Raw genomic sequence first — 14,289 nt, forward strand, 5'->3', positions numbered from 1 at the left:
GGGGGGGGGGGGGGCCGCCGGGCGGCGCGGGCGCCCCCCCCCCCCCACACTCCTTCGCGCGGGGCGCGGCCTTCGGGGCCGCGCCCCGTTCGCGTTCCCCCTCCTGGGCCCTGACTCCCCGCCAGCCCCCCTGCCGCCCCTGACCCCTGCCCGGGTGGTGCGCACACCCTGGGATGATGGCCCGACGGAACTCGTCCGCCGCCCCGGCGCGGGAAGTCGGCCGGGCCGACTTCCGGCGCAGGCGGACAGCAGGGAGCGGGGGCTCGTGAAGCGGTGGTGGCACAGGGCGGCGGTGACGGCCGCGGCCGTGGCGGTGGTCGCCGGGACGGTGGCCGGGTGCGGCGATCCGGAGCCGCCGGCCGAACGGCTGATCGCCGTGCGCCTGGACGCCGGGCGGCTGGTCGTGCGGACGGGCATGTGCCACGACGAGCGGCTGCACGTGGTGCGGGTGAAGGTGTTCCCGGGCACGGAGAAGCTGGAGGTGCACCCCCGCGAGGGCCGCTCCGTCACCGAGACCGTGGACCTCGGCGCCCTCCCGCCCGGCTGGACGACCTCCGGCAAGCCCCCGGGCCCGGTGGTCGCCGACCGCCGCTACACCGTGGAGGTCGTCCGCGACCGCGCCCTCACCGTGACCGTGCCCGGCGACGTGCTGCTGGGCCTGCCCGCCGGCAAGTGGGCGGCGGGCGGCTGGGACTGGGACTACAAGCTGCTGAACGCCAAGGACTTCGAGAAGCGCCGCAAGTCCTCCTGCCAGGACGGCTCCTGACCGTCCCCGTCGGCCGCCGGGGACGGTCAGGAGAGCGGGTCAGGGGGTCATGATCTGCCAGTAGACGGCGGCGTTGTTGCCGTCACCGCCGTTGCGCCCGAACCGGAAGTTCGGGTCCGACCCGAAGTTGTCGTACGAGTTGCTGCCCGCGTACGGGTTGTTCCAGTGCAGCTGCACGCGCTTGCCGTTGAGCAGGCTCACCTTGCAGTTGAACGCGTCGTAGATGACGTGGCCCTCGGTGCCGGTGAGGAAGCCGTTGCTCTCGGACTGCCAGCGCGCGGAGCTCCCGTCGTAGATCACGTCCGCCGGGGCCAGACCGTCCGACCAGACCCCGTGGTCCAGCCAGTAGTTCTGCAGCCGGAGCTCACAGCTGCTCCAGTTGACGAGCGAGACCTGCGTGCTGCGCGCCGCGGTCTGGATCGAGGACTGGCTCTCGCCGGTGGCCGCGCCGGCCGGCGCCGCGGTGGCGAGCATCGCGGCGAGGCCGGCGGCGGCCAGGGCCGCCCTGACGAGGGTCCTTCGCTGTGCCATGGGATCTTCCCTTCGTTCCCGGACCGCTTCCGTGCGGTCCTCCTGGGGAAGAGCCTCCGCGACGCGGGTTGACAGGTGGTCAACAGACGACCGACCACCGGGTCGGCGGCCCGTCACCCCACCGGGGCGTTCAGGGCTTCAGCCGGTAGTGGTAGCTGTGCGAGACCTCGAACCCGACCCGCTCGTACAGCCGCCGCGCCGTCGTGTTCCCGGCCGTCACCTGGAGGTACAGCGTCTGCGCGCCCCGCGCCTGGGCCCAGCGCGCGCCGACGTGCAGGATCGCCCCGGCGATGCCGCGGCGCCGGTGCGCGGGGTCGGTGGCCATGCAGAAGACGCCGGCGCAGCCGGGCGCCGCCACCACGAGCCCGATGCCGACGAGCCGGCCCTCGCGCTCGACCCCGAGATGGGCCGCCGGTCCGGTGATGCGGTGGAACAGCCGCTCGGCCTCCGCCCGGCCGCTCCCGGACGGTTCCAGCGCCGCGTAGGCGTCGAGCCAGGCCCGGGTGGGGTGTTCGGCGAGGGTGACGTCCAGCGACGTCGCGGGCCGCACGGCCTCGGCCACCGCGGCGGCCGGTGCCGTGCAGACCAGGGTCGCCGCGTCCCGCCGGTACCCGCGCGCGTCGAGCGCGGCGTCCAGCGCGGTGTGCTCCTCGGCGGGCGCGACCTGCACGGCGACCGGCAGCCCGTGCCCGGCGTAGTACCGCTCCACCCGCTCCAGCCCGTCCAGCAGGCCGGGGCCCCGCCCCACCGGCAGCGCGGAGTTGGAGCGCCGCCGCGGCACCCCGGGAGTGTGCCGCAGCAGCCAGCCGTCCTCCTCCCGTACCTCCTCGGCGGGCCAGGCCCGTGCCGCGTGGCGTTCGATCAGCCGCGTGTCGATCAAGGTGTTCTCCCGTCCCCGCCCGGGCCCGCTGCCCGGTGCATGCGGCAGGATGCCCCGAAAGGATCTTTGAGGTCCACCAGGTATTGCTTCGCAGACCTGCAAGGACGGCTTGATGCCGGACCCGGCGCGGCTCCTCCGGCTGCGGGAACTCGCGGACCCGGGCACCATGACGGCGGCGGCCGCCGCCCTCGGCCGCCCGCGGCGTAGGACGGTGAGTGGGCCAAGCCGAAGGGGCCCCGCCGGAAATCCGGCGGGGCCCCTGACCGTCGACGCGGTCACCTCGGCTGTCAGAACGAGCGGTTCGTCAGACCTGCTCGCCGGAACGCCGTCGCACCTCGACCTCCACGGCGTCCAGGAATTCGTCCGGCGGCCGGTATCCGTGCTCGACGATGTAGTGGATCACCAGGGTCGGCGCCACGAAGACGGTGTCGTCCGAGGACCCCCGGACGTGGATCTCCGCGCTCCCCAGCAAGCTGGTGCCGTTCTTGGCGTGCGGGTTGTCCACCATCAGAAATATGACACCGCAGAAATGGCACTCGTGCAGTCCGCGCATCTGATTGTCCGGCCTGGTGAGCAGCCTCAGCAGGCCGTCCACGACCTCGTCGGCCACCTCGCCCCGCTGGTACTCGTGCGACCTGTCCAACCAGCCGATGTTCACCATCCCCTCGGCGGGCTTGTGGTACGCGTACGGCGATCCGTCCGGGTAGTACGTCACGAGTTCGACCACTTCCTGCAGATGGCAACATGCACGACGCCCATGTTCTCCTTCAGGATTTCACTGAGCCGCATCGCGTCGCTCACGGTGATCGATTTGACGGACATCTCCATGTCGGGGCCCGGGAACACAGTGTAGTCCTGCACCTTGGCCCCCTTCCCGCCCTTGATGGTCTCCGCGATCTTCGGCTGTGGGAACCCTCCCAGCTCTACGTTCAGCCCATCGATCTGATCGAGCTCCTCGCCGTCCTTGACGTAGAAGTGCAGCGTGGTGCCCTTCGGCACCTCGACCTCACCCGATCCCTTGATGTAGGCGCCGTGTCCGGCGATGACCTTCTGCTTGTCGGGGCGTCCCCGCTGGTTCCATACCGCCGCATTTCCCTTGCCGGGCCCCGCCTTGGCGCGGGCGCCACTGTTCGACACCCCGTTGCTCCGGGAGGGCGACTTTCCGCCGCCCGCCTTCGAGGCTCCGGGAGCGGGACCGGACTTCTTGGCGGCCGCGGCCCGCGAAAGGGACGGCGAACTCGGCATCGACTTGGCGGCGCCCCGTACGCCCTTCGCGGCTTCGCTGCCGCGTTCGACGGCCTTGACCACGTCGGTGACGGTGTCGACGGCGTTGGCGACCTTGGAGGCGATGCGGGCCGCGGTGGCGGCGCTGCCGATCACCGGGATGACGGCGACCAGCGACATGGCCGCGTTCTTCCAGTCGCCCTCGGCCGCGTACCAGACGCCGTTGACGATGTCGCAGGCGTCGCCGATCACCGGGATCATGCCGGCCACGTCCAGGACGGTGTGGCCGATGTTGGAGATGGTGCTGTAGTTCTCCTTGACCACGTCGACGGCCTTGCTGACCGCCTGCGTCGCCTTCTTGACGATGCTGGAGCCCCACCACAGACCGCTCGGGTCCGAGAAGGTGAGCGGGCTGTTGTTGGCGTACAGGTAGCCCTGCAGCTGCTGCGGGTCGCTCGTGTCGATGACCGGGTCGACCGACAGGAAGCGGCCGAGTTTCGGATCGTACTCACGGGCGCCGAGGTGGGTCAGGCCGGTGGCCTTGTCCTGGGCGCCGCCGACGAAGCCCTTCTCGCCGAGCCACTCGCCGGGGGCCGGCTGCGCGCCGCGCTCCTCGCCGAAGGGCTTGAACGCGCGCCGGGTCGCCCCGAGCGAGGAGGCGTCGACCGCCGTGGTGCCCGTGCCGTTGAGGTCGGAGGCGATGTAGCTGAGCCGTCCGTCCGAGGTGCGGGCGATGGTCGGGCCGCCGTCGGTCGGGTAGTACCGGGTGCCGGTGACCGTGCCGGTGGTGGTGTTGAGGGTCAGCTCGGTGCTGCCGAGGTAGAGCGTGGTGCTGCCCGGGTCGCGGCGCAGCAGGCGGTTGCCGTCGGCGTCGTAGACGTAGGTGGAGGTGCCGCCGCTGGTGGCGGCGGTGGCCAGGTGGCCGTCCGGGTCCCAGGTCATGGTCTGGGTGTTGCCGCCCTCGTCGGGGCGGGTGAGGGTGTTGCCGGTCTGGTCGTAGGTGTAGCCGGTGGTGACGGTCGGACCGCCGCCGGTGCGGGTCTGGGTGGCGGTCGGGGCGTGCGGCCGGGGCTGGCCGGGTGCCGGGTAGGTGTGGGTGGCGGTGACGTCCTTGGCGGTGTCACCGGTGGGGTCGTGGTCGACCGTGCCGGTGCGGTTGCCGGTGGTGTCGTAGCTGAAGGACTGCCAGTAGGGGGCCGGTCCGCCGAGGGCGGCGGAGTCGGGGGAGGTGTTGGTGCAGCCGCCGACGCCGGGCACGGACGGGCCGGGGCGGGTGGTGGTGCCGCCGGTGTCGGTCCAGGCCTGGGTGAGGCGCTTCAGGTGGTCGTACGTGAAGCACTGGGTGTCGGTGGCGCCGTCGTTGCGCCAGGTGGAGACGGAGGTGACGTCACCGGCCGGGCTGTAGGTGTAGTCGGTGACGTCGACCGAGGTCCGGCCGTCCTCCTTGTCCAGCAGGGAGCGCAGCAGCCGGCCGGTGCCCGCGTCGTAGGTGTGGGTGACGGCGACCTGCTTGGGGACGTCACCGTAGGTGATCCGCCCGAGCCGGCCGAGTTCGTCGTGGACGGTGAAGTTGACGTAGTCGTCGCCGAGCGAGGAACCCATCGAGATCAGCAGGCCGTTGGGGTTGCGGCCGAGGTACACCGTCTCGGCCGGCAGCGGGCCCGTCGCGCCCAGGTCGCTCAGGGCCGGCAGGCCGGAGACCGGGTCGTAGGTGGTCTCGCTGCCGTAGGTGCCGGAGAGGGCGCCTTCGCCGTCCGGGACGGTGATCCGGGTGCCGGTCGCCTGGTAGGCGGTGTTGTAGCCGGTGACCTCCTGGCGGTAGCCCTTGCCGTCGGACCAGCTGGTCGCGGAGGTGGGCAGGCCGGGCAGCAGGGTGTCGTACTCGTAGGTGGCCAGCGGGGTGCCGGTGGTGCTGCCGAGGTTGCGCGACAGCGGCCGGCCGAGGATGTCGTAGCTGACGGCGACGGTGGTGCCGCGGGCGTCGGTCGTGGAGACCGGGCGGTCGGCGGCGTCGTAGACCGTGGTGGTGGCGCCCTTGTCCGGGTCCTCCGAACGGGTCTGCCGGCCGTGGATGTCGTAGCCGTACGTCCAGGCGTTGCCGACCGGGTCGGTGACCTGGCTCAGCTTGCCCTCGACGTCGTAGGTGTACTTCGTCGTGTCGTACGCGCCCTGCGGCGCGCCGTTCTTGTACTGCCGCAGTTCGGTGGTGCGCCCGCGCGAGTCGACGAGGGTGCTGGTGGCGACGCCGCCCTGCGGCGGGGTGGCGTCGGTGCGGTCGACGCCCGGGTAGGAGACGGTGGAGCGCCACTGCTCGATCGCCTTGGACGAGAAGGTCTGGACGACCGGGCGGCCGAGGCCGTCGTAGAACGCGGCGGTCTGGCCGGGGACCTCGTTGTCGTTGGCGACGAAGCGGGTGGTGCCGGGGTCGCCGGTGCGGTTGATGTACGGCTGGTTGGTTTTCACCGTCTGGCCGTGGCTGTTGTAGAAGGTGTCGCTGATGATCCGGGCGTCGGCGGCGTCGTTGGCCGGGGAGCTCTGACTCTGGACCGGCTCGCCGAAGGCGTTCAGGATGGTGACGCCGACGGTGTAGCTCTTGCCGCTCTCGCGCAGCTTCCTGGTGGTGACCGAGCTGGTGCCGGTGTTGGTCAGCTGGTACTCGACCAGGCTGTCGGCGAGGTCGGTGCCCGGGTTGCGGCCGGGCTGCCAGGCGGCCGTGGTGCGGCCGAGGGCGTCGACGGTCTGCTGCGTGGTCCGGCCGTTGTGGTCGACCGACTTGACCGGGACCTCACGGGTCGGGTGGAAGGTGGTGGTGCTGCTCCAGCCCTTGGCGTTGGTCGCCTTGACGCTGGTCGGCAGCACGTCGGCGGCCGGCTGGTACTCCGTGGTGGTGGTCGCGCCGGCGGCGTCGGTGCTGGTGGTGACCCGGCCGTAGGCGTCGTAGCCGACGGTGGAGACCAGGGAGAACACCGGCTGGCCGCCGGAGAAGCCGTCCAGTTCCTCGGTCCGGGTCACCTGGCCGGGGCCGTTGAGAGTGTTGAACGCCTGGCCGTCGAAGTAGGCGCGGTTGCGTCCGAGCGTGTTGGCCTCGGTCGGGTCCGTGGCGCAGTCGCCCTGGCCCTGGATCGTCTCGGCGACCCGGTCGACCATCCACGCCGCCGTGTTGCGGGCGTACTTGGTGACCACGCACAGGTCGGGCAGACCGTCCGCGCGGTCGACGACCCGCTTGGGCATGCCGTACTCGTCGAAGACCGCGGACTTGGAGGTGGACTGCCACGATCCGTCCGAGCGCAGCGCGCTGTCCTTGCCCGTGCCGTTGCGCAGCATCTGCGCGGTCAGCGGGGGCAGCCCGGTGCCGCGGTTGTGGGTGGCGGTGGATGTCGACAGCCACATGTCGGACTTGGTGATCGCCACGACCGTGCCGCCGTCGGCGGTGTAGGTGTGCCGTTCGCGGAGCGAGCCGGCCAGCGGGTTGGCGTCGTTGACGGTGCCGCCGTTGATGTCGGTGTAGGTGACGGTGCGCTTGCCGCCGTCGGCCTTGTAGTCCCCGTCCATGCCGCGCAGGTAGAAGGAGACGGCCTTGCCGATCGGGTCGGGGGCCGCGCCGCTGCGCGTGATGACCTGCTCGTAGCCGCGGAACTGGTTCCAGGTGCGGCGCTTGGGGTCGGTGTACTCGTCGTCGTCGCGGTGCCAGGCCGCGTCACCGGCGTACTCGTACGTGGTGGTGCGGGCGGGCGAGCCGCCGAACGGGTCGCGCTCGTTGACCTGGGCGACGACGTACTTGTGGAACCAGTCGAGGCTGGGGTCGAGCGGGCTCTTCTCGTCGGCGTTCCAGTAGACCGGGTAGCAGCGCTTGCCGTTGCCGTCCTGGCTGCCGGGGAGCGCGCCGGGCGCGCAGTCGGTCGCGGCGTAGACGGCCTCGGTGACCTTGCCGGTCTCGGCGGTGACGCCGATGATGCGGCGCCGGTTGAGCGCGGGGCGGCCGTCGGTGCTGGAGTCGACGCGGTTGTTGAGGAACTTCCCGGTGAAGGTGATGGCGGGCTGCTGGATCTTGTCGGCGCCGTCGTACCCGGTGTGGGTGAGCGACTTCAGCCACAGGGCCGGGGCGGTGCGGTCGCCCGGGTCCGGGAACTCCTGGTCGAGCGCGTAGGAGTCGACGTCGGCGTAGCCGCCGCCGTTGAGGACCTGGGTGGTGATCGCGGTCAGGCGCCGGGTGGACCAGAAGGTGGCGCTGTAGTTGGCGCAGGCGCCGGTGGCGGCGCAGTTCTGGTCGAACGGGACGTCCGGCCACTTGGCCGCGTCGGCCGTGGTCAGCTTGGCCGGCGCGCAGTCGAAGCCGGCGTCGGGCAGGCAGCGTTCGGCGGTGCTGAACAGCACCTGGCCGGTCGGCTTGACGCTGTCCGCGTCGGTGAGCCTGGAGCCGTAGGCGATCCGGGTCAGGTAGCCGCCGCGCACGTACGGGGTGCGGGTGCCGGACGGGTTCTGGGCGGAGACGCCCCGCTGGTACTGGTTGGTCTCCTTCTCGTACCAGTGGGAGATCACACCGCCGCGGGGGTCCACGACGAAGTCCAGCATCCAGCGCCAGGCCTGGTCGCACCAGGAGGCGTCGAAGGTCGGCTGGTTGCACTCCTCGCCGGCGTTGTTGCCGTAGACCGGGGTGGTCCAGGCCGAGTTGGTGGCCGGCGAGGAGGCGTTGCCGCCCGGCTTGCGGCCGGCCCCGAAGTAGTACTGGGTACCGTCGGTCGTGGTGACCTTCCAGTGCTCGCCGTTGTTGTCGCCGTTGACGGCGCCGGTCAGCAGTTCGACGCGGGAGGCGTCGTCGCCCTCCAGCCGCCACTTGCCGGTGGCGTCGTCGCGGACGAGGACGGAGGAGCGGCCGTTCAGCGAGATCGTCGCGTTCCAGCCGGCGAGGCACTGCTCGCCGGAGCCGGCCTGACCGTCCTTGGCGCACGGCTTGAAGCGGCGCTCGACGAAGCCGGGGGTGTAGTCCCAGCCCTCGCCGATCCACGAGGACTGGTTGTTGGTCGCGGCCGTCCGGCCGTCCACCGCCTGCGAGCTGTACGACAGGCTGACGTTCGGCTTGGACCCGCCCAGGCCGTCCGGGACGGCGATCGGGTAGGACCAGTTGAACCCGCCGGTGTTGCCGCCGACGCTCCAGGTGCCCGAGGGGGCGAGGCCGGTCGCGCCGTAGGTACCAGCGCCGCCGCCGGGGGCGGCCGACGCGGCCAGCACCGTCCCGCCCGAGGGGCCGGAGGCCGCCGAGCGGGCGGCGGAGAGCTCGGCTGCGGCGGGCGCGGCCTGCGCCGTCCCCGCCTGCAGCTCGACGTCGGTGCTCAGCAGACCGGGACGGGCCTGGGTGCGGCGTGTCTCGACCGGCGTCTGGGTGCGGCACTCGGGCCGTTCGGGGGTGGTCAGCGCGCACTCGGGCAGCGCCACCAGGCGGGCCCGGGAGAGCCAGTCACCGCCGAACGCGCCCTCGACCGAGGACACGTCCACGTCGACCTCGACCGGAGCACCGGCACCGCCGTCCGAGGCCGGCCGCACCGACAGCAGCAGGCCGTTGACGCCCGCCTTCTCGGCGGCCGACCGGTCGGCGACGGTGACCCGGACCTTCTGCGGTGCGGGCGCCGTCCGCGCGCCCAGCAGCCCTGGCGCGGCGGCGACGGCCGCCACGGCCGGCGAGCTCACCCAGACCGGTGCGGCCCCCGCCCGGCCACCGGCCGGCACGGCCGACGGGGCGGCGGCGAAGGCCGATCCGCTGACGCTGTCCGGCGTCGCGCTCCTCGGCGCGAGGTCGACCTCGGTGTCCACCGCCGCCGGCCAGCTGACGGGCTTGGCCCGCCAGGCCGGAGCACCGTCGCCCTTGAGCGGTGCGGGCTTGACGGGGGCGGCGTTCTTGCCGCCGACCGCCGGGACCGGAACGAGGTCGCGGGGCGACCAGACCTTGGGATTGCGCGGCTTCCACTCCACCGCGTGGGCGGGCCCGACGCCGACGAGCATCGACAGTACGAGGACGGCGACGGTGCTGAGCCGTCGTCTCCCTCGTGACCGCCCGCCGGCGCGGAGTCCCCCTGATGATGACGACACGACTTGCCCCCTGGCACGCCGAAGCAGACCTTCCGACCGGAAGGCCTGCTGAACGGAGATATTTGCGCGGAGCCTAACGCCCGTCGGAGAAGCGATCCATCGGTAACCCGGGCCGCACCGATAGGGAACGAACTGATGTGAGGTCGACTTCTTCTCCGGCCACCACGGAGCGTCAAGGAATGGTGGGTGGTTTGCCTGCATTGCTGTGCCGGATTCCCGAAGTTCCATTACCGAGTGCAGGCGAACGACCCACCGAGGCGAATCGAATGACTACGCAGAGCTGTCGCCTGTGAGCCGCGTCACATTGGCGACGACCTTCCGTCAGATTGGTTGCCACATGCGGGTGTTAAGTTCCCGTTCGCCGATATCCGCACGGCTCTCCACGATCTGACGAGGGGTTTCCACATATGGGGTCGATATCCCCCCCGCACCGCGGTCGTCGACGCAGATCGGTGCTCGCCGCATCGATCGGCCTCGTACTGACCGTCGGCGCGCTCGGTTCCACCGGACCGGCGCTCGCCGCGACCGGCTCCGCCCCGACCGCTGCCGCCACCACCGCGCCCGGCACGGCCGCTACCGCCCCGGCCGCTACCGCCCCGGCCGCTACCGCCCCGACAGTGCCCGGCGCAGTCGCTCCGGGCACGGCCGCCCCGGGCGCGGACCGGACCGCCGCCGCCCAGGCCGCCGACGCCGAGCACCGCTCCGCCGAGGCCGCGGCCCTGGCCGAGGCGAAGCGCACCGGCAAGCCGGTCGGGATCCCGGCCCTGACCACCGAGACCGACACGGTGGTCGCCAACCCGAACGGCACGCTCGGCCTGCGGCGCACGGTCGCCCCCGCGCGCGCCAAGCAGCAGGACGGGGCCTGGAAGGACCTGGACGCGACCCTCGCCCGCGGTGCCGACGGCAGCGTCGCCCCCAAGGTGACCAGCAACCGCCTCACCCTCTCGGGCGGTGGCTCCGGGCCGCTCGCCTCGCTCGACCAGGACGGCAAGAAGCTCGCCCTGAGCTGGCCCGGCACGCTTCCGGCGCCCGCCCTGGACGGCGAGACCGCCACCTACGCCGAGGTCGTGCCCGGCGTCGACCTGAAGGTCACCGCGAACCAGGCGGGCGGCTTCACCCAGGTCCTGGTGGTCAAGACCCCGGAGGCCGCGAAGAACCCCAGGATCAAGGACCTCACCCTGGGCATGAGGGCCGACGGCGTCTCGGTGAGTGCCGACGCCGGCGGCAACCTCAACGCCACCGACGCCGGTGGCCGGGTGGTCTTCCGCGCGCCGGCGCCCACCATGTGGGACTCCAGCACCGCCGCGCAGGCCCCGACCGTGCCCGCCGCCCCCGCAGCGGCGAAGGCCGGCCTCCGGACGGCCGTCGCGACGGCAGCCGCACCGGCCGGGGACGCGAACCCCGACGCGGCGGCCTCGCCCGCCGCCCCCTCTGCGCCCGCCGCCCCCGCCGCGCCCGCCGACTCCGACGGTCTGAAGACCCACTCGGACGCGGCCGGCCCCGGCGCCGCCGCCAAGGTCTCGCAGGTGGCCGCCACCCCGGCCGGCACCTCGCTGACGATCACCCCGGACACCGCGTTCCTCGACGCGCCGACGACCACCTACCCGGTCTACATCGACCCGCCCTGGACCCCCACCAGCCGGGGGACCCAGCACTGGACCTGGGTCCAGGAGGCGTACCCGACCAAGACCCACTACGACGACTACGGCGACCAGTACGACCCCGGCGTCGGTTACCAGCAGTGGCAGGTCAGGAAGGGCCTGGAGCGCTACTACTTCCAGATCGACACCGGCGACCTGGGTGACAAGGCCATCCGGAAGGCCTCCGTGCTGGCCACCCAGTCCTACGGCGCGGCCAACAACTGCGCCTCCGAGTTCGGTGTCGTGCTGCACCCCACGCACCCCATCGACGGCTCCACCTCGTGGGGCCAGCAGCCCTGGGACTGGGGCCCGCTCGGTACGTTCAAGCTCAACAGCGCCGGCGGCGACGGTTGCCCCGGCGCCACCGCCACCGGCGAGTGGGACATCCGCGACCACCTGACCGCGAACAACTGGCGCGGCGCGCTGACCTTCGCGCTGTTCGCGGCCGACGAGTCCGAGCAGGCCGGCAACATCGGCTTCAAGCGGTTCACCCGCACCCCGAGCAAGCTGCCCTACATCTACGTCGAGTACAACCGCGCCCCGTACAAGCCGTGGAGCCTGGGCATGAGCCCGACCCCGGTGAACGCCAACGGCAACGGCTGCGGCTGGATCGGCGCCACCAACGCCGCCACCGGCATCCGGCTGTCGGCCTGGGTCGGCGACCCGGACGCCAACCAGATCGACGCCCAGTTCGAGGTCCGCGACTCCGGCGCGGCCGGCGAGCCGGTCGTCTGGGGCAGCGGCTGGGGCAACCTCGGCAACAGCAATCACGAGGCCGCCGTCGTGCCCGGCAACCTCTCGGACGGCCACACGTACTACTGGCGGGTGCAGGCCGGTGACGGCGAACTCGCCTCGGAGTGGGCGTTCGGCTGCATGTTCAGCCTGGACCTCACCCCGCCGTCGGTGCCGACCGTCACCTCCACCGACTACCCGCCGTCCGGCACCCTGCCCGGCTCCGCGAAGGTGATCGGCCAGGCCGGTGCCTTCACCGTCCGCTCGACGGACAACGCCAGCGGCATCCTCTACTACGAGTACGCCTTCAACTCGGCCATCCCGGTCGGCGGCGCCGCGACGGCCTACGCCGGCGGCGACGGCTCCGCGGTCCTCAACCTGACGCCCACCATGTGGGGCACCAACATCCTCCGGGTCCAGGCGGTCGACCGGGCCGGCAACCGCTCGCAGGAGAACACCTATACCTTCTACGCACCGAGCGACCCGAACGACAGGACGGTTCTCGGCGACATCACCAACGACGACCGGGTCGACCTGCTGCTTCCGGACTCCGGCGACAACCTGCGCGTCTACCCGGCCGCCACCGACCCCGGCGCCACCGGCATCCTGGCGTCCGACAAGGCCAACAGCCCGGGCGGCAAGGGCTGGAAGAACACCCTCGTCACCCACCGCGGCGGCAACGGGATCCACGTGGACGACCTGTACGCCTACCGCGACGGGGAGCTGACCCTCTACCGCAACACCCTGACGACCGGCACCTTCGCCACCACCTCGCAGTACTTCACCGCGAACGCCACGATCGCGGTCAAGAGGCCCGCGGCCGGGCGCTGCAAGCTGCTGGACGGGCAGGCGTGCGGTTCCGCCTACGCCACCGACTGGACCAGGGTGCGGCAGGTCCTCGCGTTCGGTTCCGCCGAGGGCGGTACTCCGGACAAGACCCGCACGGACCTGCTCACCGTCGAGGACAACGGCCAGGGCGGCACCCAGCTCTGGCTGTTCCGCGGCACCGCCGCCACCGGCGTCGTGGACAACCCGGTCCTGCTCTCCACCGGTGACTGGCGCGACCTCGACCTGATCGCGCCCGGCGACACCACCGGGGACGGCCTGGCCGACCTCTGGGCCCGGGACCGGCAGTCCGGCAAGCTCCTCCAGTACCCGAGCCGCAGGAACGCCGCCGGCAAGGGCGACCTCGCCGCCTTCGGCAACCCGGTGACGGACAGCGCCATCGGTGTCGGCCTGACTCCGCTGGTCTACCCGGCCGTCGGTTCCTCCGGCGACCTCGCCGGCGACGGCATCGCCGACCTGTGGGCTCTCAACTCCAGTGGGGGGCTCGACAACTGGCGTGGCACCACCGCCGACGGCACCGCCGCCACCCCGGTCAGCGGCTTCGCCGGACAGCCCGTCCTCGGCTTCCCGGGCGGGACCGTCAGCATCCACACGGCGCTCACCGGCCGGTGCGTCGACGCCCGCGCCGCCAACGACGGTGACAGCCTGAACCTCTGGGACTGCTGGAACGGTGACCGGCAGCACTTCACCTTCCACAGCGACAAGACCCTGCGTGTCTCGGGCAAGTGCGTCACCATCGGGGCGGACGGCCGGATCGTCGTCCAGCCCTGCCCGTCCGGCCCGACGGCTTCGGCGACCGACAGCCAGAAGTGGGAGCTGCGCGCGGACGGTTCCATCCAGAACCCGTCGTCGGGCTCCTGCCTGGACGTCCCGCAGTCGAACGGCGAGAACGGGACGGACCTGGCGCTCTGGGGCTGCAACGGTGGCACCAACCAGCGCTGGACCACCACGGCCAACGGGCCCAGCCCGCTCCACAGCGCGGTCGACCGCCGGAAGTGCGTCGACGCCTTCGCCGCCTACGACGGCGCGCAGATCACGGTGTACGACTGCTGGAACGGTTCCAACCAGTACCTGACCTTCTACACCGACGGCACCCTCCGGGTGTACGGGAAGTGCCTCGCGGGCGCCGACAACAGCGGCGACAACGGCACTCGCCTCATCCTCTGGACCTGCCTCCCCGGCACCGCCGGGAACAGCCAGCAGTGGGCGATGAGCGGTGACGGCGCCATCGTCAACGCGCCGTCCGGCCGGTGCCTGGACCTCCCGGGAGGCCGGGCCGAGAACGGTGCCGAGCTCAAGATCTGGGACTGCAACGGCGGCCCCAACCAGAAGTGGACCACCACCTGACGGGTGATCCCCCCAACCCCCGGCCCGGGCCTCCCTGTTCTTCGCGGGGGCCCGGGCCGGGGCCTTTCACCGCACCGGCGGCCGGGGGATTCCCCCACCGTGCGTCGTCCGGTTGCCCCGACGGCCGGTCCACCGGGTGCCACCCTGGCCCGGTGGATCTTGGTCGACGAGGCTGAGCACATCGGCATTTCCGAACAAAGGGAACCAATCGTGTTCAGCCGCACCGCCCGTACTGCCCG

Annotated in this window: 6 protein-coding genes; 2 read left to right on the plus strand and 4 right to left on the minus strand. The window is 72.1% G+C overall.

Going from position 1 to position 14,289, the window contains the following annotated elements; translation table 11 throughout:
- Positions 1 to 292 precede the first annotated feature (292 nt).
- Positions 293 to 766, plus strand: coding sequence for a hypothetical protein (locus tag SM793_RS10575; RefSeq protein ID WP_320437836.1), 474 nt, complete (start codon positions 293 to 295; stop codon positions 764 to 766).
- Positions 767 to 805: 39 nt separating this feature from the next.
- On the opposite strand, the gene SM793_RS10580 is transcribed toward SM793_RS10575, so the two are convergent.
- The 4 genes from SM793_RS10580 to SM793_RS10595 all read right to left on the minus strand — a co-directional run bounded on the left by SM793_RS10580 (position 806) and on the right by SM793_RS10595 (position 9,398).
- On the minus strand, positions 806 to 1,297 hold the full coding sequence (locus tag SM793_RS10580; protein WP_320437837.1) for an aegerolysin family protein: 492 nt from the start codon (positions 1,295 to 1,297) through the stop codon (positions 806 to 808).
- A 130-nt stretch (positions 1,298 to 1,427) separates the two neighbouring features.
- Positions 1,428 to 2,177, minus strand: a complete 750-nt coding sequence (locus tag SM793_RS10585; protein ID WP_320437838.1) for a GNAT family N-acetyltransferase — start codon at positions 2,175 to 2,177, stop codon at positions 1,428 to 1,430.
- Positions 2,178 to 2,481: 304 nt separating this feature from the next.
- A complete protein-coding gene (locus SM793_RS10590; RefSeq protein WP_320437839.1) occupies positions 2,482 to 2,892 on the minus strand; it encodes a hypothetical protein in 411 nt (136 codons plus the stop codon).
- Complete coding sequence (locus tag SM793_RS10595) at positions 2,889 to 9,398, minus strand: putative adhesin (protein ID WP_320437840.1); 6,510 nt, start codon at positions 9,396 to 9,398, stop codon at positions 2,889 to 2,891. The genes SM793_RS10590 and SM793_RS10595 overlap by 4 nt, the downstream gene beginning before the upstream one ends.
- A 539-nt stretch (positions 9,399 to 9,937) precedes the next feature.
- Between SM793_RS10595 and SM793_RS10600 the strand changes: the two genes are divergently transcribed.
- Entirely contained in the window at positions 9,938 to 14,050 is a 4,113-nt protein-coding gene (locus SM793_RS10600) for an RICIN domain-containing protein (protein WP_320437841.1), read from the plus strand.
- The last annotated feature ends 239 nt before the right edge of the window (positions 14,051 to 14,289 follow it).

It is taken from the genome of Kitasatospora purpeofusca, from assembly GCF_034043715.1.
Lineage (GTDB): Bacteria > Actinomycetota > Actinomycetes > Streptomycetales > Streptomycetaceae > Kitasatospora > Kitasatospora purpeofusca_A.